Origin of the sequence: Cutibacterium avidum 44067, from assembly GCF_000367205.1 — a bacterium.
In the GTDB taxonomy this organism is placed as follows: domain Bacteria; phylum Actinomycetota; class Actinomycetes; order Propionibacteriales; family Propionibacteriaceae; genus Cutibacterium; species Cutibacterium avidum.
On sequence record NC_021064.1, the window covers coordinates 1,676,446 to 1,700,663 of the forward strand.

A 24,218-nucleotide genomic window follows, 5' to 3' on the forward strand; every position below is an offset into this window, starting at 1 on the left:
CTCAGTGAGACTCGGACAGCCTCTCGGCCGCGGTGTTGATCCTCTCGTCAGTGGCCGTCAGTCCAATGCGGACGTGGTCGGAGCCACCGTCGACGTAGAAATCCCCTGGTGAGCAGAGAATGCCCAGATCAGCCAGCCTGTCCAGGGTGGCTCGGCAGTCCTCGCCATGAGTCGCCCACAGGTAGAGAGATCCCTCGGAGTGATCGACCCGGAAACCAGCCTGCTCGAGGGCGGGCTTGAGGACGTCCCGGCGCAGCTGGTAGCGCTTCGCCTGTTCCAACACGTGGGATCGGTCCGACAGAGCAGCCTGCATGGCCTCGGCGACCGGGGCCGGAACCATGAGACCGGAGTGCTTGCGCAAGGTGAGCAACTCTTGGGTGAGGTCGGCGTCACCGACGACGAAGCCCGCACGGTATCCGGCCATGTTCGAGCGCTTGGACATCGACAGACAGGCGAGCAGACCGGTGACGTCACCGCCGTTGACTCTTTCGTCGAGGACGGAGATGGAATTCCTTTCCCAGACGAATTCGCCGTAGCACTCGTCGGAGGCCAGCACGGCTCCGGTGCTGCGAGCTAGTTCAACCCAGGCCTTCATCTCGTCGAGGTCGAGGATGCGACCCGACGGGTTGGCCGGCGAATTGATCCAGATGAGGTCAGGGGTGCCCTTGACCTCATCGGGCTCGTCAACGGCCTGAACGGTGGCACCGGCGAGCTGGGCACCAACCCGGTAGGTCGGGTAGGCGCAGGCTGGAATGACGACCCTCGAGTCCGGGCCCAAGCCAAGCTGGCTGGGCAGCGAGGCCACCAATTCCTTGGTTCCGACGACCGGCAGGACGCTGTTCTCGTCGAGATGTGCCGGCGCACCCCAGACCTGCTTCATGTGGTCCAGGATGCCGGCTCGCAGGGCAGGGGTCCCCCACACCTGCGGGTAACCGTGAGCGTCGCTGAACGCCGTCAGGGCCTCGGTGACGACCTGGGGAGTCGGGTCAACCGGGGTGCCCACCGACAGGTCGACGATGCCACCGGGGTGGGACTGTGCCTTGGCCTTGGCGTCAGCGATGGTGTCCCACGGGAAGGCGGGCAGACTGGCTGAGACGATACGGCGACTCATTCGCCCTGCGGGGGCAGGGCCTCGACGGCCGGGTGGTCCTTGTGGGTCGGGCCGAGGCGGGCGGCACCGCCCGGGGAACCCAGCTCGTTGAAGAACTCGGCGTTGATGTCGAGGAACTTCTCCTGATCGCCGGGCAGGTCATCCTCGTAGTAGATGGCCTCGACGGGGCAGACGGGCTCACATGCACCGCAGTCGACGCACTCCTCAGGATGGATGTAGAGGCTGCGCTCACCCTCGTAGATGCAGTCGACGGGGCACTCCTCGACGCAGGCACGATCCTTGACGTCCACGCAGGGCAGACCGATGACGTAGCTCACGTCTTCTCCTTGTTCCGGCCCTGACAAGGGGCCTGATAGACATTCACCGTCATCATAGTGCCGCGCCATGACATCCGTCTTCGGGGATGCACCGACGCCCATGACCGTCGGACGGTCATGGGCGTCGGAATCAGGGTGTCAGCGTGCCTCAGAGAGCGGCGACCAAGGCATCAACACTGGCCTTGGCATCACCGAAGAGCATCCGGGTGTTGTCGGCGAAGAACAGCGGGTTCTCGACGCCGGCGTAACCGGGCTTCATGGACCGCTTGAAGACGACGACCTCGTGGCCCTCCCACACGTGGAGAACCGGCATGCCCGAGATCGGGGTACCAGGATCCATGGCGGCCGGGTTGACGGTGTCGTTGGCTCCGATGACCAGGACGATGTCGGCGTCTGCGAAGTCGTCGTTGATCTCGTCCATCTCCATGACGATGTCGTAAGGCACATGGGCCTCGGCGAGCAGCACGTTCATGTGGCCGGGCAGACGACCGGCGACCGGGTGGATCGCGAACTTGACGTCCACTCCCTTGTCGCGCAGCTTCTTGGCCAGCTCGGCCACCGGGTACTGGGCCTGGGCCACGGCCATGCCGTATCCGGGAGCGATGATGACCGAGGACGCGTCGGACAGCTGGGAGGCCAGCTCATCAGCCTTGATCTCGGTTATCTCACCGTCCGGACCGTCACCCTCAACGGCCGGGGCATCGCCGAAGCCACCCAGGATGACCGACACGAAGGAGCGGTTCATGGCCTTGCACATGATGTAGGACAGGATGGCGCCGGAGAAGCCCACCAGGGCGCCCGTGACGATGAGCACCGGGATGTGGAGGCTGAATCCGGAGAAGGCGGCTGCCCAACCGGAGTAGCTGTTCAGCATCGAGATGACGACCGGCATGTCAGCACCACCGATGGCAGCAACCAGGTGGAAGCCGAGGAACAGGGAGGCCAGCGTCAGGAGGACCAGCGGCAGCCAGGCGATGCCTCCGGAAACGTTGGAGAACCAGATGCCGCAGCCGATGATAACGACCAACAGGCCGAGGTTGATCCAGTTGCGCCCGGGCAGGGTCAGCGGCTTCGAAGGAACCTTGCCCGACAGCTTGCCCCAGGCCACCAGGGACCCGGTGAAGGTCAGAGCACCGATGAAGATGCCGATCCAGATCTCGGAGAGCTGGAAGGTGCTGGCACCGGTCCCCTCCTCGGCGAAGGCGTTGAAACCGATGAGAACGGCAGCAAGACCGACGAAGGAGTGCAGCTGAGCGATGAGCTCAGGCATCCCGGTCATCTCGACCTTGAGGGCCTTCCACACACCGAAGGCGCCACCGATGAGCATCGGGATGAAGAGCAGGACCATGGACACCGGGGAGTATCCGGGCAGCTTCACCAGGGCGACGATCGTGGCGATGATCGCGATGACCATGCCGAGAATGCCGTAGGCGTTCCCCTTCTTCGAGGTTTCGAACTTGGACAGACCAGCGAGGGCGAAGATGAACAGCAGGCCCGAGATGATGAAGGAGGCGTTGACGAAGTTCACCAACGACCCGGCCATCGGGGCAATGAGAAGTGTTGACGTCATGGATCAGGCCTTCCTGAACATCTTGAGCATGCGCTGGGTGACCGTGAAACCGCCGAAGATGTTGATACTGGCGATGAGCACGGTCAACGCGGCGACGATCCGGATACCCCACGATTCACTGCCGAGCTGGGTGATGGCACCGACGATGATGATGCCGCTGATGGCGTTGGTGACACTCATCAGCGGGGTGTGGAGGGCATGGGTGACGTTCCACACCACGTAGTAGCCGACGACCACGGCGATCGCGAAGGTGCCGAAGAGGGCGACGAACTCCGTCGGGGAGAAGGTCAGCAGGGCGATGAGTGCGATCGACAGCACAGCGACGATGCCGAAGGTCTGGGGCCACGGACGCGGATTCTTCTCGGGGACAACCGGGGTCTCGGTTTCGGCCTTGGCGACCGGCTGGGGAGCAGCAGCGACCTGGACCGGTGGCGGCGGGAACGCCACCTGGCTCTCGTGGCACACCGTCATGGTGCGGATGACCTCGTCGTCGAAGTTGAGGACGAGCTCTCCGTTCTTCTCGGGGGTGGCCAGCTTCAGCAGGTTGACGAGGTTGGTGCCGTAGAGCTGACTGGCCTGACCCGGCAGACGGGACGGCAGGTCGGTGTAGCCGATGATCGTCACGCCGTTGTCGGTGACGTAGGACTCACCTGGACGGGTGAGCTCACAGTTGCCACCACCCAGGGCAGCGAGGTCGACGATGACGCTGCCGGGCTTCATGGCAGCGACCATCTCGGCGGTGATGAGCTTCGGGGACGGCTTGCCCGGGATGGCGGCCGTGGTGATGATGACGTCATCCTTACCCGCCTGCTCCATGTAGAGCTCAGCAGCGCGGGCGTTGTAATCGTCGCTGGCCTCCTTGGCGTAGCCATCGGAGCTGACGCCCTGATCGGAGTCACCGGTGCGCACGTGCAGGAAAGTGGCACCCATCGACTGCACCTGCTCGGCGGTCTCCGGACGGACGTCGGTGGCGTAGACCTCGGCCCCCATCGAGTTGGCGGCACCCAGCGCGGCCAGGCCGGCGACACCGGTACCGATGACGAAGACCTTGGCCGGCGCAACCTTGCCAGCAGCCGTGACCTGGCCGCCAAAGGTTCGACCGTACGCGAATGCAGCCTCCACGACAGCCCGGTAACCCGAGATGTTGGCCATCGAGGACAGAGCATCCATGGACTGAGCACGCGAGATACGCGGAACCATGTCCATACTCAGACCGGTGATGCCGGCGGCAGCCAGTTTCTCGGTGAGGGCAAGATCCTGACGCGGATGAAGGAAAGTGACGAGGACAGCGCCGGAACGCATGAGGGCGATCTGGTCGTCGGTGGGTTCATTGACGGCCAGCACGAGGTCGGCCTTCCACGCCTCCCCCAGTCCGACGATCCTGGCTCCGGCCTCTTCGTACGCGTGGTCAGGCAGAGCGGCGTGTTCGCCAGCTCCGGACTCGACGACCACCTCGTAGCCGAGTTTGAGTAGGGCGGGAACAGTCGTCGGAGTCGCGGCGACCCGATTCTCACCCGGGAGTGACTCCCGTGGGATTCCGATGATCATGATGGTGACTTTACGGCCAAACGTCCCTGACTACGACACCGGGGTTGCACGTTTCCCCACGTCCACCCACATCCATGAGAAAAACGGGACACTACCCGCGGTAACATCCCGCCCCGTCGTGAAACTGGACTCAGTTCCCCTGACGCGGGCCTTGCGGCGGTGTTTCCTCAGCCATCCTTCAACCTCGTTCCTGGTTGTCAGCAATCACCGAGAGCGGGGGCACGCCGGTGACCTTCATGGCGGCGTCCCACTGGGCAAACAGCCAACGGGAATCCCGCTCAAGGCTCGTTACTGTTCCGGTCATGGACGTCATCATCCGAGCGATGCAAGAACAGGATCTGCCGGCGGCAACGCGTGTCCACAATGACCACGCAGTGGGCACCCCGTCCTCATACACCGTGAGCCACTCACAGGTGTCCGACCGCCGTACCTGGTGGCGCAACCTGGTCGACGATGGCAGACCGGTCCTGGTGGCGGAGGTCGACGGGCTTTTCGGCGGATACGCGACCTACCATCACTTCCGAGACGGTGAGGGATACGACGTCACCGCGGAGGTGTCGATCTGGTTGGACACCCCTGCTCGCGGTCGAGGGGTCGGACGCAAACTCATGACCGAACTCATGCGGCAGGCTCGCCGCGACGGTCTGCACAGCCTGGTGTCAGTCATCGACTCCGACAACGTCGGCAGTCTCGGATTCCACTCCGCGATGGGATTCACCGAGGTGGGCCGGCTGCCTCACATCGCACACAAGATGGACAGCTGGCGCACTGCGATCATCATGCAGTTTGTGCTGGGCTGATCAGCCAGCCCCTCGACGGTCACGGGAGCGGGTGGACAGCCCACGCTGACCATGATGGCTCCTCCGGTCGAGTCCGCACCTTCAGCCTGTATTCGAACACAACCGATATGGGATTCACGAGGTCGCTAGTGTTGGCCCATGACCGCCTACCATGCTGACGCCAGTGGCCTTGAGGGCAAGGAAATCCTCACCTGGGAAACCTTCGGTGCCGCCACCGACGAACTCGCCACCCAGATCCACAATTCGGGCTTCGATCCCGAGATCGTGATCGCGGTGGCTCGCGGCGGCATGATCCCGGGCGGAGCCCTCACCTACTCCCTTGGCGTCAAGCTCACTGACGCCATCAACGTCGAGTTCTACACCGATGTCGAGGAGACCCTGCCTGATCCGGTGCTGCTGGCCCCGATGCTCGACACTGATTCCATCCGCGGCAAGCGAATCCTCGTCGTCGACGACGTCGCCGATTCCGGCCGCACCCTGGCACTCGTGCTCAAGCTGCTGCGCGGATTCGGTGCCGACGTTCGCTCGGCTGTGCTCTACGCCAAGCCCACCACTGTCATCAATCCGGACTTCGTCTGGAAGGCCACTGACAAGTGGATCGTGTTCCCGTGGAGTGCGAAGCCTCCCGTCGGTCAGCGCTGACTTACGGCAGCACCGACCCGACCGCGACGACCACGTCGTGGAAGGACACCGCTCCCGGATCGGGCGTGCCCAGGGACTTCTCACCCAACGGGCGGGCTCGACCGACCTTGGCAGTCATCTCAGAGGTTGCCCGAGTCCCTTTCTCCGCGGCCTGGCATGCTGATTCCCACGCCTGTAGCAACGGATCCGCTGACGATTCCAAGGTCGTCACGAAGGGATCCATGGCGTCAACCATGGTCTTGTCGCCGACCGTCGCCCCGCCCAGCCTGGTGACGGCATCGAGGGCAGCGCGGGCAGCCTTCCGAATGGCGTCGTCGCTGGCCGGGTCCTCGTCACCCAGTACCGCACCGAATGCGGTCAGCACCGCTCCCCACAACGCACCTGAGGTACCACCAGCCTGCTCGGACCAGGCTGAACCGGCGGCGTTGAGGGTGGTCGCCGCGCCGGCGCCGTCTCCTCTCACCCGCTTCGCCTCGGCGAGTGCAGCCTGGGATCCACGCGTCATGCCGATGCCATGGTCACCGTCACCTGCCACTGAGTCGAGTCGGCCGAGCTCATTGGCGCGCTCCGACAAGGTCTTCACCACTTCTTCCAACCCCCTGACGACGACGTCGGCAAGGTCCTGGGACGCTTGCGATCCGGTAGCGGCAACCGACACGTGTTCTGCCTCCTGGGGCAGCGGAGTGGTGTCGAGATCGACCTGACCGACAGCCCCACGACGGTAGGCGGGGGTGTCGCACGCAGCCAGCCACAGCGGTTCGATGACCTCGTCGAGCCACACCAGGGTCAGGGAGACGCCTGCCATGTCGAGACTAGTGACGAACTCCCCGACCTGCGGATCGACGATCGTCAGTCCAGCCGCCTCGAGACGACGGCTGATGTCATTCCACAGCACGAAGAGTTCCTCGTACTTGGTGGATCCGAGGCCGTTGACGATCGGGACGACCCGGGTTCCGGGGTTCTCGGGGCGGTCGGCCAGCAAGCCGTCGACGAGCATGGCGGCCACGTCGTCGGCCGTACCGAGTGCCTCGTCATGAATACCCGGCTCACCATGAATACCCATACCGACACCCACTTGTCCCGGCTCGACACGGAACAGCGGCTCGTCAGCTCCCGGCAAGGTACAACCTGCGAAGGCCACTCCGAAGGAGCGGGTACGTTCGTTGACGCGATCGAAGACCTTGACGACCTCGTCGATGTCGCAGCCTTCCTCGCATGCAGCTGCTGTCACCTTGAAGACCGGGAGATCTCCGGCGATGCCACGACGTTTGAGGTGCTCCCCCGGACCAGCCGAGGCGATGTCGTCGGTGACGAGCAGACAGCGGGTGTCGATGCCCTCGCTGCGCAACCGTTGGGCCGCTTGCCCGAAGTGCAGGACGTCGCCGGCATAGTTGCCGAATCCGATGAGGACTCCAGCTCCCCGATCCGCCGCCTTGCAGACTGAATAGGCCTGGGAGGCGGAGGGCGAGGAGAAGATGTTGCCGCAGACGGCACCGTCAGCGAATCCCGGGCCAACCCAGCCGGCGAAAGCCGGGTAGTGACCTGATCCACCGCCCACGACGAGGGCGACCTTGTGATCGGTGCGGGCGGCACGAACGACTCCACCGAACACCGGCCTCAGATGGTTCGGGAAGGCGCTGGCGAGCCCAGCGACTGCCTGGGACGGAAAATCATCCGGGCTGTTCACGAGTCGGGTCATGGCTGGGACTCTCCTGTCATCTCATCATCGTTGATGGTGTTATTCCCACATCCCATGATAATTGATGTCGCCACAGCGCACCCGGCGTGCCGAAAATGGGACACTGGAGCCGACGAAGGAGATCACATGACGCACACCATGTCAGCACTGGTCCTCAACGGCCCCGGAGACGTTCAGCTGGCCGAAAAACCCATTCCCGAGCCGGAGCCCGGCGAAGTGGTCCTGGCCGTCGAGGCGACGACGATTTGCGGCACCGATCTACGGATCATCTCCGGTGAGAAGACCACCGGGGTACACCCCGGCGTCACCCTCGGCCACGAGATCGCCGGACGGATCGCCTCCCTCGGCGAAGGAGTGGAAGGACTGACCGTCGGGCAGCAGGCGACCGTCTCCATCGTCGTCTCTTGCGGCACCTGCCGAGCCTGCCTGGCAGGCCGCGAGCATCTGTGCAGCCATTGCGAGCTCATCGGCTACGGGATTGACGGTGGACTGGCTCCCTGGTTGTGTGTGCCGGCCCGAGCCGTCGCTCACGGCAACGTCATCCCGGTGGCTTCCGAGATGCCGGCCAACCGGCTGGCTCTGGCCGAGCCCCTATCCTGCGTTCTCAACGGGCACCGTCGCCATGGCGGGGTGAATCCTGGGGAGACGGTCGTCATCATCGGCGGCGGGGCCATCGGCCTGCTTCACGCCCAGCTCAACCTGGCGTGCGGAGCCGGACAGGTCATCCTCTGCGAGAAGCACGCCGACCGACGCGACCGGGCCGCTGCGATGGGAGCCGTGACGACCTCCCCCGACCACTTGGTCGAGGTCGTCGCCGAACACACCGACGGTTTCGGTGCCGACCTCGTCATCGTCGCCATCGGACGCAATGAACTGGCCGAGCAGTCCCTCGACCTTGCCGCCCCCGGCGGACGGGTGAGCTGGTTTGCCGGCTTCCCCAAGGGATCGACGGCGACAATCACCCCCAATACTGTGCATTACCAGGAGCTCACCGTCTCGGGAGGATCGAACGCCCGTCGCGCGGAGGTCCACCGGGCAGTCGAGATGCTGGGACACGGGGACATCGACGAAATCCCGATCGTCACCCACACCTTCGGCCTGTCCCAGTGGACCGAGGCCGTCGACGCGGTGCGCAGCCACGCCGGGGTGAAGATCGCGATCGACCCCCGGCGCTGAGCCGCATCACCTCGCAGCTTCACCGGGAGAGGACCCCAGGAGAGAGGCTGGTGCCAGGGTTGCCGAATCGGCGAGCCGTCACCGGGACTGGCTGCTCACGCAGGAAGGGTGCCAGCCCTGAGGCGATTTATGCCCTCCGTTGAGGCTGTGCATTGGCTGTTTCTTTGGTCACCCTGCCTTGTTAATTCACAATACGGAGACGACAATGGTTCTCACTTGCGAACTGGAAAGGGAACACCACATGCATCGTCGCCTTCTGGCCATTGCAACCGTCAGCGCCTGTGCCCTGGGAATGGTTGGTTGCTCCGGCAACTCTGATTCCGGCTCCTCCGCCTCGGGTGCGTCCTCCGCCGCCGCTGCGACGGACAAGGTTGACGTCGTCGCCTCGACCAACGTCTGGGGCTCGGTCGCCGAGGCCATCGGTGGGGACAAGGTCAACGTCCACTCCGTCATCGACAGCCCCGATCAGGACCCGCACGACTACGAGGCCACCGCCAAGGACAAGCTCGCCTTCTCGAAGGCCAAGATCGCCATTGCCAACGGTGGCGGCTACGACGACTGGGCTCCGAAGCTCGTCAAGAGCACCGCTTCCAAGGCCACCCTCATCGACGCCGTCGAGACCTCCGGCCTCAAGAAGCCCGGTCAGGAGGAGTTCAACGAGCACGTCTTCTTCTCGATCGACAGTGCTCGCAAGGTTGCCAAGGTAGTCGAGTCCGATCTGGCCAAGGCCTCCCCGGACAACAAGGCCGCCTTCGAGTCGAACCTCAAGGACTTCGAGTCCAAGCTGGATGACCTCAAGGCCCACGCCGCCAAGGTCGGTGAGAAGCACCCGAACAGCACCGCCATTGCCACCGAGCCGGTGGTCGGCTACCTGCTCGAAGACATGAAGGTCAAGAACATCACCCCTGAGGAGTTCGTCGAGCAGTCCGAGACCGAGGCCGGCCCGTCGACCAAGGTCGTCCACGAGACCACCAAGCTGATCGCTGCCAAGAAGGCCTCCATCCTCCTCGTCAACGGCCAGACCAGTGACGCCGTCACCAAGGAGCTGCAGAAGGCTGCCAAGGGCGCCGGGATCAAGCAGGTCGGCGTGTGGGAAACCTTCCCGAAGGGTGTCGACACCTACCAGGACTTCATCGGCAAGGCCATCACCGACATTGACAATGGCCTGGCCTGACACTTGTGGCCTCACATTGCTCTGACAGCTCCGGGGCGACCACGAGGATCGATCCTGCCAGACTCACCAGCGCCAAGGTCGCCTTCGGGGACCGGGTGCTGTGGTCGGGGCTCGATCTCGTCGTGGAACCCGGCGAGTTCATCGCCGTTCTGGGACCCAACGGGGTGGGAAAGACCACCCTGCTGAGGGTCCTGCTCGGGCAGACTCCGCTGACGGCCGGCACCGCCATGGTGGCCGGCCGGCCGGTGCGTCGTGGCTCGACCCACATCGGTTACATCCCGCAGCAACGCTCCTTGGAGACGACGGCCCCGATTCGCGGCCGCGATCTGGTGGGCATGGGGATCGACGGTCACAAGTGGGGATTCGGCTTGTTCAGCCGCTCTCGACGTCGTCGCATTGACGAGGCCATCGCCTCCGTGGGTGCCACCGCCTTCGCCGACGCCCCGCTGACGATGACCTCCGGTGGTGAGCAGCAGCGCCTGCGCATCGCCCAAGCCCTCGTCACCGACCCTGAGTTGTTGCTGTGCGATGAGCCGTTGTCCAGCCTTGACCTGCGCCACCAGCAGGAGGTCACCAAGCTCATCGACACTGCACGTCGGACCCGAAATCTCGGGGTGCTCTTCGTCACCCACGAAATCAACCCGGTTCTGCCCTATGTCGATCGGGTGGTGTACGTCGCTGGCGGCAAGGTTCGCGTCGGCACCACCGACGAGGTGCTGCGTTCTGAGGTCCTCACCGATCTCTACGGGTCCCCCGTCGAGGTCTTCCGTCATGACGACCGGATCATCGTGCTGGCCGACGACGAGAGACCGTCGCATCTGCACGGCCCGCAGATCGCCGAGGGCGAGGAGATGGTCTGACATGGATTTCTCCACCATCATCAACTTCGACAGCTTCAGCCAGCTCGTTCCCCTGGTCCACGGCTCGATCATTGCCGGAATCATCCTCGGGGTTCTGGCAGGCCTCATCGGACCGATGGTCCATGCCCGCGACCTGGCCTTCGCGATTCACGGCACCTCGGAGCTCTCCTTCGCGGGTGCCGCAGTGGCCCTGTTCTTCGGTGCATCGGTCACCAGAGGGGCCGTCGTCGGATCTCTGGTGGCTGCCCTCATCCTGGGTCTGTTGGGCGTCAAGGCCGCCGAGCGCAACGCCTCCATCGGCATCATGCTGCCCTTCGGCATGGGAATCGGTGTGCTCTTCCTGAGCCTCTACAAGGGAAGATCGTCCAACAAGTTCGGCCTGCTGACCGGACAGATCGTCGCCGTCGACACCACCGAGCTGGGCACGCTGGTCGTCGTCTCGATCTTCGTCGCGGTATGTCTGGCCATCATATGGAGACCACTGTTCTTCGCGTCAGTGGATCCCGAGGCAGCCAAGGCTCGCGGGGTTCCGATGCGGTTCCTCTCAATTGTCTTCATGCTACTTCTCGGTCTGACCACGGCCATGGCTGTGCAGCTCGTCGGCGCCCTGCTGGTGCTGAGCCTGCTCATCACTCCGACGGCCGCCGCCGCCAAGGTGACGGCACATCCGCTGGCCATGTCCCTGCTGTCGATCATCTTCGCGACGGTCTCCGCGGTGGGCGGCATCCTGCTGTCCCTGGGGCCCGGCTTGCCGATCAGCCCCTACGTGACGACGGTGAGCTTCCTCATCTATCTGGTGTGCCTTGTCCTCGGCGCGATTCGTCAGCGCCGCGGTTGGAGCCGTCGGGTCTCCTGAACCGTCATTTCTCGCACAACGTCCTGTCGACGACTGTTGTCGACAGGACGTTGTGCTGTCATCTCGACGTCACCGGGATGTCAACTGGGCACTGTGAACTGGTGCGATACGCCGTTGAGAGGATGATTCATGCATCGCCACCTGACCCGAGGCCTGGCCGCCACCGCCTGTGCCGCTGCCCTGATCTGCCCGCTGGCACCAGGGGTTGCTTCCGCCGGACCGATCACGGACGCCATCGAGGTGTACACCGGAGGGGCTCCGGTGCTGTCCACCGCGCCGAATGGCGTCAAGATCACCGACAGCGGATTCGGTTCGGCCTTTGCCCATCGCAGCGGCGATCCTGACGACGTCTACTACGGTCTGACCGACCGCGGCCCGAACACTGACTCCGATGCCGACAACGAGAAGATCGAGCCGGTCAAGTTCCAGCCCTCGATTGCCAAGTTCCGTCTGGTCAACGGCCACTTGGACCCCGTCAAGAGGATTGGTCTGGTGACCAAGGACGGCACACCGATGAACGGTGCCGTCAATCCGGAGGCCTCCACCGGTGAGACGATCGTCGACATCAACGGCAAAACGATCGCGCCGTCGACGGCCGGCATCGACTCGGAGGGGCTCGTCGTCGCCCCTGACGGCACCTTCTGGGTCTCCGACGAATACGGCCCCTATGTCGTCCATTTCGACGCCCAGGGCCACGAGATCTCCCGCCTCAAGCCCTTCGACGGCACCCTCCCCCGCGAACTGGCCTTCCGCACCCCGAACCGTGGCATGGAAGGGCTCACCCTGACCCCGGACGGAAAGACCTTGGTCGGCATCATGCAGTCGGCGCTGGAGACCCCGGACCTGACGGGCAGCTCCAAGAAGGTCCCCTTCGTGCGCATCGTCACCATCGATGTCGAGAGCGGAAAGACCACCGGCCAGTACCTGTACCAGCTGCGTCTGAGCGAGGCCAAGACGTCGGTCTCCGAGATCACTGCCCTGGGCAACCACACCCTGCTTGTCGACGAGCGCGACGGCGACCCGGGCAAGGACACCTTCAAGCGTCTCTACAAGATCGACCTGTCCAAGGCCACCAACATCAATGACGAGAAGTCCGTGCCGGGAGCGACTTACGACGCCGAGAAAGGCGGTCTGCTCGTCGAGGGCAAATCCCTCGAGGGTCTCGTCTCGGCTGACAAGGCCGCCAAGAATGACGAGACGAAGGCCACCGAGATCCTCACCTCCCACGGCGTCAAACCAGCCATTGGTGAGCTGTACCTCGACGTCACCAAGCTGGTGTGGACCGCTGACCCGTCCGGCAACACCTTCCCCCACGACAAGGTCGAAGGGGTCGCAGTGACCCACGGCGGAGCGACCGTCGCGCTGTCGAACGACTCCGACTTCGGCATCAACGGCATCGTCAAGGGATCCAAGAACCCCTTCCAGCTCGTCTCCAAGCACTTCGGCACGGACGAGTCCCGCCAGGACATCGGCGAGTCACTGAAGGTGCGCATGAACTCCCTGCCCGCCGACCTGCGCGGTCCGGCATACCGTAAAGCTGAGTTCACCGCTGACGGCAATGTCGTGAACGGCAAGAACCTCGAACCTGACACCGGCTACGACGTGGCTGTTGACGGCACCAAGGTCGGTACCTTGATGACCGACGCCAACGGTTCGGGATCTCTCGACGTGTCAGCCCTGGCTGCTGGTGACCACGAGGTGACCCTGTCCTTGGCCGAGTCCACGGTTGCCTCGGTCACGGTGAAGGCGGGCCCGTCAGCCCCGACGACTCCGATCACGCCCGCCCCGAGCGCCGCCTCGTCGAGCCCCGCCGCGCCCAACAGCACTGCGCCCAACACCACTGCAGCTAACGCAACGGCACCGGGCACGTCAGCCTCGACTACCCACGCCGGTAGCGGTCTGCCGCACACCGGAGCCTGATCCCCCACGCCAAGCGCCCGGACGATTCGTCCGGGCGCTTGTTCTTGCGTACCCAAAGGCGCGCCAATTTGTGTTTATGCCCCGTAGTGCATAATTATTTACCTCGCGGTGTCACCCGGCGCCGCAGCAGCGAAGGAACACCACATGAAAACTCTGCGCCACGCCGCCGGTGCCACCCTGGCCGTTGTTGCCCTTGCCGTCAGCGGATGCACCTACGCTTCCGAGGAGTCTGAGACCCCCAAGGCGGACTCCAGCAAGGCCGATACTGCGTCGAATGCCCAGATCATCGACTCCATCAAGACTGACCCCACCATCGCCGCGATGGTTCCCGACGACATCAAGAAATCCGGCACCCTTCGCAACGGCGCAGCCGCCAATTACGCACCCGCCGAGTTCATCGATACTGACGGGTCAACCGTCGTGGGCTACGACGTCGACTACATCACCGCCGTCGGCAAGCTCATGGGGCTCAAGGTGACGACCGCCAATGCGGCCTTCCCCACCCTCATACCAGCGATCGGCTCCAAGTACGACGTCAGCGTCTCCTCCTTCACCACCACCCCGGAGCGTCAGAAGCAGGTCACCATGACCACCTACTTCAAGGCCGGGTTCTCGATGGCCGTCCCGAAGGGAAACCCCAAGAAAGTCTCCCCGGACGACCTGTGCGGACACTCCGTGGCGGTGCAGACCGGTACTGCCCAGGAGACTGCAGCCCAGCAGAAGTTGAAAGAGTGCACCAAGGCCGGCAAGAAACCCATTGACCTGCTGTCCTACGAGTCCCAGTCCGATGCCACGACGAACGTCGTCGGTGGCAAGGCTGACGTCCTCTACGCCGACTCGGTCATCACCGCCTACGCCATCAAGCAGACCTCCCAACTCGAGGCTCTCGGAGGAATTACTGACGCCTCCAAGCTCGGCGTCGTCACCGCCAAGAATGACGGCGGACTCTCGAAGGCCATCCAGGCCGCAACCCAGAAGCTCATCGACGACGGAACCATGAAGAAGCTGCTGGCCTCATGGGGCACCGAGGACGGTCTGGTCAAGACGTCCCAAATCAACCCTGAGTCGTGATCACACCTAACTGAAAGGCATTTACGGTGGCCAACCACCACGCCAACATCCCGAATCGCATCCGGGCCCGCGACGTCGCTCATCCGGGCACCTGGGTTGCGGCTGTCATCGTCGCCCTCCTGGTACTGATGTTCGTCCACGGGCTCGTCACGAACCCCAACTACCAGTGGTCGGTGGTGTGGCTGTACCTGCGTGACGTCAAGATCATCACCGGCATCGGCTACACCATCCTGCTGACCTTCGCAGCGATGCTGCTGGGAACGGCCGTGGCCCTGCTCATGGCCATCATGCGGCAATCGCGCAATCCGGTGCTACGCGGCGTCTCCTGGGCCTACATCTTCGTCTTCCGTGGCGTCCCGGTATACACCCAGTTGGTCTTCTGGGGACTGCTCGCCGTGCTGTACCCCACCCTGTCCTTCGGGGTGCCTTTCGGCGGTCCGCAACTGGCCAGCGTCGAGACCACGAAGGTCGTCACCGCCCTGGCGGCCGCGATCCTCGGCCTGGGCCTCAACGAGGGCGCCTATCTGGCCGAGATCATCCGCTCCGGGCTGGAGTCGGTCGACGCCGGCCAGACCGAGGCGGCGAAGGCCCTGGGCATGAAGCCGTCCCTCATCATGCGCCGCATCATCATCCCCCAGGCCATGAGGGTGATCATTCCGCCGCTGGGCAACGAGACCATCGGCATGCTCAAGACGACCTCCCTCGTGTTGGCCGTGCCCTTCACCCTCGACCTGCAGTACGCCACGAACGCCATCGCCAACCGCATCTACGCGCCGATTCCGCTGCTCATCGTCGCCGCCTTCTGGTACCTCGTCATGACGAGTGTCCTCATGATCGGGCAGCATTTCCTCGAGCAGTACTTTGGACGTGGTTTCAACGGAAAGTCCTCGTCGAAGCGACTGCGACGCCAGGCCGCCATCCAGGCAGCCGGCACCACGCACAAGAACATCGCCCTGGAGGTCGAGCAGTGAGCACATCCGCAGCAGAGTCTGCACGCACCGAGCCGATGGTGCGCATCAAGGGATTGCACAAGGAGTTCGGACCGCTCCACATCCTCAAGGGAATCGACCTCGACGTCGCCCCTGGCGAAGTGTGCGTCCTTCTCGGCCCCTCAGGCTCTGGAAAGTCCACGTTGTTGCGATGCATCAACCAGTTGGAGACCTTCGAGGCCGGTGAGATCTGGGTCGGCGGCGAGCGCGTGGGCTACGAGCACGATCCCTTGCCGGACGGACGCCTCAAGCGGCTTTCCGACAAGGAAATCGCCGCCCAGCGGGCACGAGTCGGCATGGTCTTCCAACGGTTCAATCTCTTTCCTCACATGACCGCCCTGGGCAACGTCATGGAAGCGCCGATCAAGGTATCGGGCTTGTCCAAGGAAGAGGCCGAGCCGCTGGCCGTGTCCTTGTTGGAGCGAGTTGGCATGGCTGACCGCGCCGACCACTACCCCGCCGAACTTTCCGGCGGCCAGCAGCAGCGCGTCGCCATCGCACGTGCGATGGCCATGAAACCCGAACTCATGCTCTTCGACGAGCCAACCTCAGCCCTCGACCCCGAACTCGTCGGGGAGGTGCTCAGCGTCCTCAAGGACCTCGCCCGCGAGGGCATGACGATGATCGTCGTCACCCACGAGATGGGATTTGCCCGCGAGGTCGCCGACCACGTCGTCTTCATGGACGGCGGCGTCGTCGTCGAGGCCGGTTCTCCCGATGACGTCATCAATCACCCGAAGTCGGAGCGGCTGCAGGGATTCATCAACTCCGTGCTGTGAGGTGTCGGGGCCAGGTGCCACACTGACCATGTGCATGACGACCAGATGATCCGGCTCGGCCAGTACCTCAAGTTCGCCAACCTCGCCGACACCGGTGGCCAGGCTCGCGAACTCATCGCGTCGGGGAAGGTCACCGTCAATGGAGAAGCCGAGACCCGACGCGGACGCCAGCTTCACCCCGGCGACGAGGTGACCGTGACCAGCGGCGGCCAGACCGTCACCGAGACTGTCGACCTCACTGAACCCGACGTCCTTTGGTGATCACGCCTCCAACACGGCACGTGGCCCGGACCACATGGTCCGGGCCACGTTCTGTTCTCAGTGGACGCTGAGGATCAGGCGTATCTGGCTGTCTGAACAGCCTTGCGGGCATCGACGATGCCGGTCCCACATCCTGAATAGCAGCGAGCCGGCTTCACCGACTGCTTGAGGATCGACTCAACCTGAGACGGGGTGAGGTTCGGGTTGGTGGACAGCATGAGGGCGGCGATCGCAGCCACGTGCGGGGTGGCCTGCGAGGTGCCCTCCATGTAACCGTAGGCTGGGGACTTCGGGGTCTTCGTGCCACTGTTGACCGTCGACAGGATCAGATCACCGGTGCGGTCGTCGCCACCGGGAGCGGAGACGTCAACGGTCGGACCGTAGTTCGAGAAGTAGGACTGGGCGCCAGTCTGGCCGGTCGCTCCCACGACGATGACGCCACGGCAGTTACCGGGGGTCGAACGGCTGGCATCCATCGACTCGTTACCAGCGGCGACAACGATCGTGGCACCACGAGACCTGGCGTTGTCAATGGCGCGCTGGTAGCTCGTCGGGCAGTAGGAGCTCGGGCCACCCAGGCTCATGTTGATGACCTTGGCCGGGTGGGTGTTGGTGGGAACGCCCGGAACCTGGCCACCCGAGGACCAGGTGATGGCGTCAGCGATGTCGGCGTCAGTTCCACCGCAGTGTCCCAGAGCGCGCACCGGAAGGACCTTGGAGTTAGGGGCGGCACCAGCGATTCCCCTGCCGTTATTCGTCGAAGCCCCGATAATTCCGGCAACGTGGCTGCCGTGCCAGGACGAGTCGCGGGCGCGGGGTCCGCACTGACCGGCGAGGGTCCAGTCGCCTTCGTCGGAAGGATCGTTGTCTCGGCCGTCTCCGTCACCCGCAATGCGACCGTCAGAGATGAAGTCGTAACCCGGCAGGATCTTGCCAGCCAGGTCAGGATGCTGGGTGATGCCGGAGTCGATGACGGCCACCGTCACCCCGGAACCGGTGCTGGTCGACCACGCTCCCGGGGCGTCGATGCCCTTCTCGGAGTTCAGGCCCCACTGACGGTTCCAGTACTCGTCGTTCGGGGCGGACGCCGCTGCAGTGGTGCGAACCTTCTTGCCGGTCTGCTCGTTGATCGTCATGTGGATGACCGGTTCGACGGACGCCACCTCGGGGTTGCTCTCAATCTCCGACATGAAGGCCTTGGCGGACTTCTCGTCGAGACCCTTGGAGACCTGAACCGACATCGAGTCATTGGCTCGAGCCAGGGAAGCCGTCACACGGGCACCACGTGCCTTGGCGGCATGATCGACGACTCCTCGCAGGGACGTCGAGCTCGCCCACATGGCGGAACTGGTACGAGCCGCACGAGACACACCCTGAGCGGAAGTCGAGTTGTCCTTGAAATGGACGACGAAGCCGCTGGTGGTCTGCGCGGATGCGGAAGTGCGCAGCGGTGAGGTGGTGAAACCAGGAGCGGCGTTGCAGGGGACGGCGGCCGCGGCAAGGGATGCGCCAGTGATCGCACAAAGCAGCAAGGTTGACGTACGACGTGATGCCATGTCCATTCCTCTCAGTTTGTTGAAGGTGGAATGAACCTAAGGTGGCAAGGGGTCACTTCCCGGCCACGACCTGGAAACTCTCACATGATGACTGAGAAATCTTCCTGAAACAAAGTCGTCTTAGCTTTTGCCTGGTATGGACCGTCGACCCGGGCATGACAAGGCCGGGAGCGCTTGGCACCCCCGGCCGGTCAATTCTGAGGCGACCTCAAATCACGAAGTGCTGGCCATCTCCCCCTGCGCCCACGGCAGACTGGGGACGGCATGGGCAAAGGCGCGCAGGATCTGCTCGGCGCCTTCCAAGGCGTTGGTGGCCTCGGTACCCAGTCCTGCCTCGATCTGCTCTGCGACCTGCTGGACGGAGGGATCGGTGTCCAAGGACTCGAGGATCTCGTTTCGGACCATGTTCCACAGCCACTCACGCTGCTGCTCGATACGGCGGACCTGCAAGGAGCCGTCCGTCTCGAGGTACGCACGATGGTCGACGATGGCCTGCCAGACGTCGTCGAGCCCCTCCTTGGTGTACGAGGAGCAGGTCAGCACCGGAACACGCCGCTTGTCGGCATCGGAGGAGACGAGCTTCATGGCGATGGACAGGTCACGAGCGGAGACACGCGCGTTGCCGGCATTGTCGCCATCGGCCTTGTTGACCGCAACGACGTCCGCCAGTTCCAGGATGCCCTTCTTGATGCCCTGCAGCTGGTCGCCGGTACCCGCGACGGAGAGCATGAGGAAGGTGTCGACCATGCCTGCCACGGCGACCTCGGACTGTCCGACACCGACGGTCTCGACGAGCACCACGTTGTAACCAGCTGCCTCCATGACGATCATGGCCTCGCGTGTGGCCCGGGCGACGCCACCCAGGTGACCGCCGGAGGGTGACGGGCGCACGAATGCCTCGTCACGGTTGCACAGATCCCCCATGCGGGTGCGGTCACCGAGGATCGAACCGCCGGTGCGAGTCGATGACGGATCGACGGCCAGAACGGCAACCTTGTAGTTGAACTCGTCGATGAGCTTGGTGCCCATGGCATTGATGAAGGTCGACTTACCGGCGCCGGGAACACCCGAAATACCGACACGGATGGCGTCACCAGTGTGAGGAGCCAGCAGGCGCAACATCTCGCGCGCCTTCTCGCGATGTGCCGGTTTGCTCGACTCCACCAGAGTCAGCGCTTTGGCAATGTGCTGGCGGCTCCCGGCCAGGACTTGCTCAACCAGTTCGGGGACGTCGATCGGCATGATCACCATTTCCTTCATCGGGTGGGTACGTCTACCGTACCGCCCACGGACAACGTTCATGGCTGAGGGCTCATACCCAGTGGCTTTCAGGTCCGTATGACGGTGGCCCCTGGAACCTCGCGGGGTTCCAGGGGCCAATCCTTCAGTCTCGTGGACCGATCCAGACTCAGTCGTCGCTGTGAGCGGCGAGGAGCTTCTCCATCAGCTCGATGGCAGCGTCCGGGATGACGGTGCCAGGCGGGTAGATGGCGGCTGCACCGTCATCCTTGAGCTCCTGGAAGTCCTGGGTCGGGATGACGCCACCGACAACGATCATGATGTCGGAGCGGCCGAGCTTGTCCAGTTCCTTGCGCAGGGCCGGCACCAGGGTGAGGTGTCCGGCGGCCAACGAGGAGACACCGACGACGTGGACGTCGCCCTCGACAGCCTGGCGAGCGGTCTCCTCAGGGGTCTGGAACAGCGGGCCGACGTCGACGTCCATGCCGAGGTCCGCGTAGGCGGTCGCGACGACCTTCTGGCCACGGTCGTGACCGTCCTGACCCATCTTCGCGATCATGATGCGAGGACGACGGCCTTCCTTCTCCTCGAACTTCTTGATGAGGTCGTGGACCTTCTTGGTCGACTCGGTGCTACCGGCTGCCTTGCTGTACACGCCCTCAATGGTACGGATCTGAGCGGTGTAGCGCCCGAAGACCTTCTCCATTGCGTCGGACATCTCGCCGACGGAGGCGTTGGCGCGACCGGCGTCGATGCACAGCTTGAGCAGGTTGCGGTCGGGATCGCTCGGGTCCGGGTTGGCAGCAGCCCAGGTGAGCTTCTCCAGAGCAGCCTGGCAGGCCTCCTCGTCACGGTTGGCGCGAAGCTGCTCGAGCTTGGCCTTCTGCTCCTTGAGCACCTGGGTGTTGTCGACCTTGAGGACCTCGAGATCCTCTTCCTCGTCGAGACGGTACTTGTTGACGCCGATGAGGGGCTGACGACCGGAGTCGATACGGGCCTGGGTACGAGCGGCGGCCTCCTCGATACGCATCTTCGGGATGCCCTTCTCGATGGCCTTGGCCATACCGCCGGCCTTCTCGACCTCCTGGATGTGGGCCCAGGCCTTGCGAGCCAGCTCGAGGGTGAGCTTCTCGACGTAGGCGGAACCGCTCCAGGGATCGATGACGCGGCAGGTGCCCGACTCCTGCTGGATGAACAGCTGGGTGTTTCGAGCGATACGAGCGGAGAAGTCTGTCGGCAGGGCGATGGCCTCGTCGAGGGAGTTGGTGTGCAGGGACTGGGTGTGTCCCTGGGTGGCTCCCATGGCCTCCACGCAGGTACGGATGACGTTGTTGTACACGTCCTGAGCGGTCAACGACCAGCCAGAGGTCTGCGAGTGGGTACGCAGGCTCATGGACTTCGGGTTCTTCGGTCCGAACTGGTTGACCAGCTTGGCCCACAGCATGCGGGCCGCGCGCATCTTGGCGACCTCCATGAAGAAGTTGGTGCCAATGGCCCAGAAGAAGGACAGACGCGGTGCGAACTGGTCGACCTTCAGGCCCACCGACTCGCCAGCGCGGATGTAGTCGACACCGTCGGCCAGGGTGTAGGCCATCTCGATGTCGGCGGTCGCGCCGGCCTCCTGCATGTGGTAGCCGGAGATGGAGATGGAGTTCCACTTCGGCATGTTCGCGCTGGTGAAGGCGAAGATGTCGGAGATGATCCGCATCGAGGGCAGCGGCGGGTAGATGTACGTGTTACGAACCATGAACTCCTTGAGGATGTCGTTCTGGATCGTTCCGGCGAGCTGCTCGGGCTTGGCGCCCTGCTCCTCGGCGGTCACGACGTACAGGGCGAGAATCGGCAGCACGGCGCCGTTCATCGTCATGGACACCGACATGCGGTCCAGCGGAATACCCGCGAAGAGCTCACGCATGTCCAGGATGGAGTCCACGGCCACACCGGCCATGCCGACGTCACCGGGAACACGCGGATTGTCGGAGTCGTAACCACGGTGGGTCGGCAGGTCGAAGGCGACCGACAGACCCTTCTGACCAGCGGCCAGGTTACGGCGGTAGAACGCGTTGGACTCCTTGGCGGTGGAGAATCCGGCGTACTGACGAATCGTCCACGGACGGAAGGCGTACATGGTGGCGTACGGGCCGTGAGTGAATGGCGGCAGACCGGCGTAGGTGTCCAGCCAGTCCATGTCGGCGTAGACGTCCTCCGAATACAGGTGGCCAACCGGAATCTGCTCCGGAGTGGTCCAGGGCTCCTGCTCACCAGCGGCGGCGGCCAGCTTGGCGAACTGCTCCTGCGCGTCCGCGGGGACCGGAGAGTCTCCGAGGTTGATGGAATCGAAACGAGGCAGGGTGGTCACTTGGCAACTCCCAACGTGTCCAGAGTGGTGGTCAGGACGTCAACGACGTCCATCCCGAGGTAGATGCGCCCGTCGATGACCTTCTCGGCCTCGGCAGCGTCATCACCGAATTCCTTGAAAGCACCCGACAGGTAGACCAGCTTGGCGCCAGCCTCCTTGAGGGCCTTGGCGACCTCGAGGCCCTGGGCCGCGTAGGTCTTGGCGTTCGAACACAGATCAGCGACCTCAGCACCGGACTCCTTGAAGGCCTTGACGACCTCTTCAGTGGTGCCTCCCTCGCACTCCGGGGTCTCCATGCCGGCGATGTGCCACACCGGGGCGGAGAATCCCTCGCGAGGACCGAAGTCACGACGGGTTCCCAGGCAAGCCAGGAAGACCTTCGGACGCTCGGAGCAGGTGGCGGAACGATCAACGAGGGCCTCGAAGATCTCGGCGTCGCGGCGCCACTCCAGCCCCTTGCGCTCGGCAGTTTCGGGGTACGGCTTGGTCTCGACGGTCTTGGCGTCGAGCAGTGGGAACTCGCTGACGGCCGTGATCGGCTGCTTGCGGGTCGCCAGACGCTTGGCGCGCTCGGCGTTCAGCTCGTCGAGCTCGGCGCGGACGTGGTCGCCGGTCAGGGCGGCGGCCATGCCACCGGCAGCCTCGACAGCCTGGAACTCGGCCCAGGCGGCCTCCTCCAGCTTCTTGGTCAGGGCCTCGACGTAGAAGGAGCCACCAGCCGGGTCATTAGCGCGACCAATGTTGGACTCCTCGGCGAGGATGATGCCGGTGTTGCGGGCGATACGACGCGAGAAGTCGCTCTTCGGCAGGCCGATGGCGGCGTCGAAGGGCAGGGTCGTGACGGCCTCGGCACCACCGACAGCAGCACCGAAGGTCGAGATGGTGCCTCGCAGGATGTTGACGTAGGGATCGTCACGGGTCAGCTCACGCCAGCTGGTGACGGCCTCCTGGCGGGCACCACGCTTGGCGGCCGGCACCTCGAAGACCTCACCGACGCGGTTCCACAGGGTGCGCAGGGCGCGTAGACGGCAGATGGTCAGGAACTGGTCGTGGGTGGCGGACACCCGGAAGTTGATGGCGTCGAACGCCTGCTCGGCGGTCAGTCCCTGCTCCATGAGAGCGCGGATGTACTCGACGCCGGTGGCGATGGCCCAGGCGAGCTCGTGCACGTCGCCGGCACCAGCGTTGTGGTAGATCGTGGCGTCAACGACGAAGGCGCGGGAGTTCTTGTACTTCTCGATCTTCCTGACCCACTCGCCCATGCCGGACAGATCCGGGGTGCCACCGTTGAGGGCGGCGAAACCGATCGGGTCCAGACCGAGGTTGAACGACAGTTTGTCGGGCTCGATCTTGGAATCGGCGTAGACCTTGAGGAGGGCCTCGGCGGCAGCCTCCTGGTCGTCGCGGCTGGAGACCTCGACCTTGGCCAGGTCCAGCAGCACGTCCTTGAGATCGCCGGCAATGTCCTCGGGGTTGATGGCGTCGGCACCGACCCGCAGCCACAGGGACGTCACGCCACGCTCGAGGTCAGCGATGACGGCCTTCTTGGTGAACTCGACGTCGGGATCCTCGTGAAGGGCTCGGACGTCCCACGCGTCCATGCTGCCGTCACGGATCGTCGTGCCGCGGGTAAAGGGCGGTACGCCCGGAGCGCCGAGCTTCTCGGAGGCATCCTGACGCCGGTACATCGGCTCGATCTGGATGCCGTCGACCGTGGTCGGCTCGAGGCGCTTCATTCCCTGCTCGATGTTGAGTTCCTTGCCCTCGGGGCGACCCCGGTTCAAGACTTTGAGGACCGCGTCCTCCCACTGTTCGTGGGTGACCTTCGGGAAGTCCCCGGCCAGGCTCAACTCCTCGGGCATCCTGTCCTCGACGGGCTTGGATGCGAGGTTGTCAGGATCAGTCATTCGTCAGACTCCTGCTCCGCTGTGGATGGTTGGACGACCTCGGCCGGCCCTCGAGACCTCGGACGCTGTGGCACACGCGGAGTGCACCACACGCTCTGGCAGGTATTCGGACTCATGGGCACCTCGTCTGCCGACGAGTCCTACGTCACCGCTTCCCAGACCGAAGCCCAGTGCTTGATCGACGTCCACCCGGTCCGAGAACCAGATGGGCGACGATGGTGATGTCGTTCCCACTCACCGCTGCGGGGCAGTTCCGGAGTTTCACCGGATTCCCTCTTACCGCCTTGAAACCCCGGATGGGATTCCTCGGCACCAGCACCTACGATACTAGGCTGCGCACAATCGCCTTCACGCAGCGGGGGTGCATGTGCACGATTGTGCGAA

The 24,218-nt window shown here is 64.1% G+C and carries 20 protein-coding genes, 1 pseudogene and 1 riboswitch; of the genes and pseudogenes, 11 read left to right on the forward strand and 10 right to left on the reverse strand.

The genetic code is table 11. From position 1 onward, the window contains the following. Position 1 precedes the first annotated feature (1 nt). The 5 genes from dapC to PALO_RS13025 all read right to left on the reverse strand — a co-directional run bounded on the left by dapC (position 2) and on the right by PALO_RS13025 (position 4,850). A complete protein-coding gene (gene dapC, locus PALO_RS07665; RefSeq protein WP_015583084.1) occupies positions 2-1,111 on the reverse strand; it encodes a succinyldiaminopimelate transaminase in 1,110 nt (369 codons plus the stop codon). After that, positions 1,108-1,428, reverse strand: coding sequence for a ferredoxin (gene fdxA / locus PALO_RS07670; protein WP_015583085.1), 321 nt, complete (start codon positions 1,426-1,428; stop codon positions 1,108-1,110). The genes dapC and fdxA overlap by 4 nt, the downstream gene beginning before the upstream one ends. A gap of 148 nt (positions 1,429-1,576) precedes the next feature. Continuing rightward, positions 1,577-2,998 carry an NAD(P)(+) transhydrogenase (Re/Si-specific) subunit beta gene (locus PALO_RS07675; protein ID WP_004811937.1) on the reverse strand — a complete coding sequence of 474 codons (1,422 nt, stop codon included), beginning with the start codon at positions 2,996-2,998 and terminating at the stop codon, positions 1,577-1,579. A gap of 3 nt (positions 2,999-3,001) precedes the next feature. Next, positions 3,002-4,546 carry a Re/Si-specific NAD(P)(+) transhydrogenase subunit alpha gene (locus PALO_RS07680; RefSeq protein WP_015583087.1) on the reverse strand — a complete coding sequence of 515 codons (1,545 nt, stop codon included), beginning with the start codon at positions 4,544-4,546 and terminating at the stop codon, positions 3,002-3,004. A 178-nt stretch (positions 4,547-4,724) separates the two neighbouring features. Then, complete coding sequence (locus PALO_RS13025) at positions 4,725-4,850, reverse strand: hypothetical protein (protein ID WP_259902970.1); 126 nt, start codon at positions 4,848-4,850, stop codon at positions 4,725-4,727. On the opposite strand from PALO_RS13025, the gene PALO_RS07685 reads away from it, so the two are divergent. Together PALO_RS07685 and PALO_RS07690 are read left to right on the forward strand one after the other, a co-directional pair. After that, the gene (locus tag PALO_RS07685) at positions 4,849-5,346 is read left to right on the forward strand and encodes a GNAT family N-acetyltransferase (protein ID WP_004811940.1); all 498 of its coding nucleotides are present in this window, start codon (positions 4,849-4,851) and stop codon (positions 5,344-5,346) included. The two genes, PALO_RS13025 and PALO_RS07685, sit on opposite strands and share 2 nt — an antisense overlap. A gap of 138 nt (positions 5,347-5,484) precedes the next feature. Further along, positions 5,485-5,988 carry a phosphoribosyltransferase gene (locus PALO_RS07690; RefSeq protein ID WP_004811941.1) on the forward strand — a complete coding sequence of 168 codons (504 nt, stop codon included), beginning with the start codon at positions 5,485-5,487 and terminating at the stop codon, positions 5,986-5,988. 1 nt (position 5,989) lies between these two features. On the opposite strand, the gene PALO_RS07695 is transcribed toward PALO_RS07690, so the two are convergent. Continuing rightward, entirely contained in the window at positions 5,990-7,687 is a 1,698-nt protein-coding gene (locus PALO_RS07695) for a dihydroxyacetone kinase family protein (protein ID WP_015583088.1), read from the reverse strand. Positions 7,688-7,813: 126 nt separating this feature from the next. On the opposite strand from PALO_RS07695, the gene PALO_RS07700 reads away from it, so the two are divergent. From PALO_RS07700 to PALO_RS07740, 9 genes and pseudogenes are all read left to right on the forward strand, one after another. Beyond that, complete coding sequence (locus PALO_RS07700) at positions 7,814-8,863, forward strand: alcohol dehydrogenase catalytic domain-containing protein (protein ID WP_015583089.1); 1,050 nt, start codon at positions 7,814-7,816, stop codon at positions 8,861-8,863. A 241-nt stretch (positions 8,864-9,104) separates the two neighbouring features. Then, positions 9,105-10,037, forward strand: a complete 933-nt coding sequence (locus PALO_RS07705) for a metal ABC transporter solute-binding protein, Zn/Mn family (protein ID WP_015583090.1) — start codon at positions 9,105-9,107, stop codon at positions 10,035-10,037. A gap of 5 nt (positions 10,038-10,042) precedes the next feature. Then, complete coding sequence (locus tag PALO_RS07710; RefSeq protein WP_015583091.1) at positions 10,043-10,897, forward strand: metal ABC transporter ATP-binding protein; 855 nt, start codon at positions 10,043-10,045, stop codon at positions 10,895-10,897. 1 nt (position 10,898) lies between these two features. Beyond that, positions 10,899-11,753, forward strand: a complete 855-nt coding sequence (locus PALO_RS07715; protein WP_015583092.1) for a metal ABC transporter permease — start codon at positions 10,899-10,901, stop codon at positions 11,751-11,753. Positions 11,754-11,882: 129 nt separating this feature from the next. Further along, positions 11,883-12,848: pseudogene (locus PALO_RS07720) on the forward strand (esterase-like activity of phytase family protein); the annotation flags it as partial. A gap of 969 nt (positions 12,849-13,817) precedes the next feature. Further along, positions 13,818-14,744: an ABC transporter substrate-binding protein gene (locus tag PALO_RS07725; protein ID WP_015583094.1), complete on the forward strand. Its 927-nt coding sequence runs from the start codon at positions 13,818-13,820 to the stop codon at positions 14,742-14,744. Between the two features lie 248 nt (positions 14,745-14,992). Further along, positions 14,993-15,715 (forward strand): amino acid ABC transporter permease, encoded by a 723-nt coding sequence (locus PALO_RS07730; protein ID WP_231097300.1) that lies wholly within the window; start codon positions 14,993-14,995, stop codon positions 15,713-15,715. Positions 15,716-15,750: 35 nt separating this feature from the next. Further along, complete coding sequence (locus PALO_RS07735) at positions 15,751-16,512, forward strand: amino acid ABC transporter ATP-binding protein (protein WP_036902312.1); 762 nt, start codon at positions 15,751-15,753, stop codon at positions 16,510-16,512. A 45-nt stretch (positions 16,513-16,557) separates the two neighbouring features. Further along, positions 16,558-16,773: an RNA-binding S4 domain-containing protein gene (locus tag PALO_RS07740; protein WP_041710095.1), complete on the forward strand. Its 216-nt coding sequence runs from the start codon at positions 16,558-16,560 to the stop codon at positions 16,771-16,773. A gap of 74 nt (positions 16,774-16,847) precedes the next feature. Here the strand turns inward: PALO_RS07740 and PALO_RS07745 are convergent, their stop codons facing one another. From PALO_RS07745 to mutA, 4 genes are all read right to left on the reverse strand, one after another. After that, on the reverse strand, positions 16,848-18,329 hold the full coding sequence (locus tag PALO_RS07745) for a S8 family peptidase (protein WP_015583098.1): 1,482 nt from the start codon (positions 18,327-18,329) through the stop codon (positions 16,848-16,850). 213 nt (positions 18,330-18,542) lie between these two features. Beyond that, positions 18,543-19,589, reverse strand: coding sequence for a methylmalonyl Co-A mutase-associated GTPase MeaB (meaB, locus tag PALO_RS07750; protein ID WP_036901685.1), 1,047 nt, complete (start codon positions 19,587-19,589; stop codon positions 18,543-18,545). 148 nt (positions 19,590-19,737) lie between these two features. Beyond that, positions 19,738-21,927, reverse strand: a complete 2,190-nt coding sequence (gene scpA / locus PALO_RS07755) for a methylmalonyl-CoA mutase (protein WP_015583100.1) — start codon at positions 21,925-21,927, stop codon at positions 19,738-19,740. Next, positions 21,924-23,834: a methylmalonyl-CoA mutase small subunit gene (gene mutA, locus PALO_RS07760; protein ID WP_015583101.1), complete on the reverse strand. Its 1,911-nt coding sequence runs from the start codon at positions 23,832-23,834 to the stop codon at positions 21,924-21,926. Before mutA ends, scpA begins: the two co-directional genes overlap by 4 nt. An 80-nt stretch (positions 23,835-23,914) precedes the next feature. Next, positions 23,915-24,166: riboswitch (cobalamin riboswitch) on the reverse strand. Positions 24,167-24,218 lie beyond the last annotated feature (52 nt).

What these genes read in the sequence shown, in the direction of transcription:
- PALO_RS07685 (WP_004811940.1), top strand. Translation starts at nt 4,849, where the DNA reads ATGGACGTCATCATCCGAGCGATGCAAGAACAGGATCTGCCGGCGGCA.
- PALO_RS07705 (WP_015583090.1), top strand. Translation starts at nt 9,105, where the DNA reads ATGCATCGTCGCCTTCTGGCCATTGCAACCGTCAGCGCCTGTGCCCTG.
- PALO_RS07715 (WP_015583092.1), top strand. Translation starts at nt 10,899, where the DNA reads ATGGATTTCTCCACCATCATCAACTTCGACAGCTTCAGCCAGCTCGTT.
- PALO_RS07745 (WP_015583098.1), bottom strand. Translation starts at nt 18,329, where the DNA reads ATGGCATCACGTCGTACGTCAACCTTGCTGCTTTGTGCGATCACTGGC.
- dapC (WP_015583084.1), bottom strand. Translation starts at nt 1,111, where the DNA reads ATGAGTCGCCGTATCGTCTCAGCCAGTCTGCCCGCCTTCCCGTGGGAC.
- PALO_RS07735 (WP_036902312.1), top strand. Translation starts at nt 15,751, where the DNA reads ATGGTGCGCATCAAGGGATTGCACAAGGAGTTCGGACCGCTCCACATC.
- PALO_RS07695 (WP_015583088.1), bottom strand. Translation starts at nt 7,687, where the DNA reads ATGACCCGACTCGTGAACAGCCCGGATGATTTTCCGTCCCAGGCAGTC.
- PALO_RS07680 (WP_015583087.1), bottom strand. Translation starts at nt 4,546, where the DNA reads ATGATCATCGGAATCCCACGGGAGTCACTCCCGGGTGAGAATCGGGTC.
- meaB (WP_036901685.1), bottom strand. Translation starts at nt 19,589, where the DNA reads ATGAAGGAAATGGTGATCATGCCGATCGACGTCCCCGAACTGGTTGAG.
- PALO_RS07700 (WP_015583089.1), top strand. Translation starts at nt 7,814, where the DNA reads ATGACGCACACCATGTCAGCACTGGTCCTCAACGGCCCCGGAGACGTT.
- PALO_RS07725 (WP_015583094.1), top strand. Translation starts at nt 13,818, where the DNA reads ATGAAAACTCTGCGCCACGCCGCCGGTGCCACCCTGGCCGTTGTTGCC.
- PALO_RS07690 (WP_004811941.1), top strand. Translation starts at nt 5,485, where the DNA reads ATGACCGCCTACCATGCTGACGCCAGTGGCCTTGAGGGCAAGGAAATC.
- PALO_RS07740 (WP_041710095.1), top strand. Translation starts at nt 16,558, where the DNA reads ATGATCCGGCTCGGCCAGTACCTCAAGTTCGCCAACCTCGCCGACACC.
- PALO_RS07675 (WP_004811937.1), bottom strand. Translation starts at nt 2,998, where the DNA reads ATGACGTCAACACTTCTCATTGCCCCGATGGCCGGGTCGTTGGTGAAC.
- PALO_RS13025 (WP_259902970.1), bottom strand. Translation starts at nt 4,850, where the DNA reads ATGACCGGAACAGTAACGAGCCTTGAGCGGGATTCCCGTTGGCTGTTT.
- PALO_RS07730 (WP_231097300.1), top strand. Translation starts at nt 14,993, where the DNA reads ATGCTGCTGGGAACGGCCGTGGCCCTGCTCATGGCCATCATGCGGCAA.
- mutA (WP_015583101.1), bottom strand. Translation starts at nt 23,834, where the DNA reads ATGACTGATCCTGACAACCTCGCATCCAAGCCCGTCGAGGACAGGATG.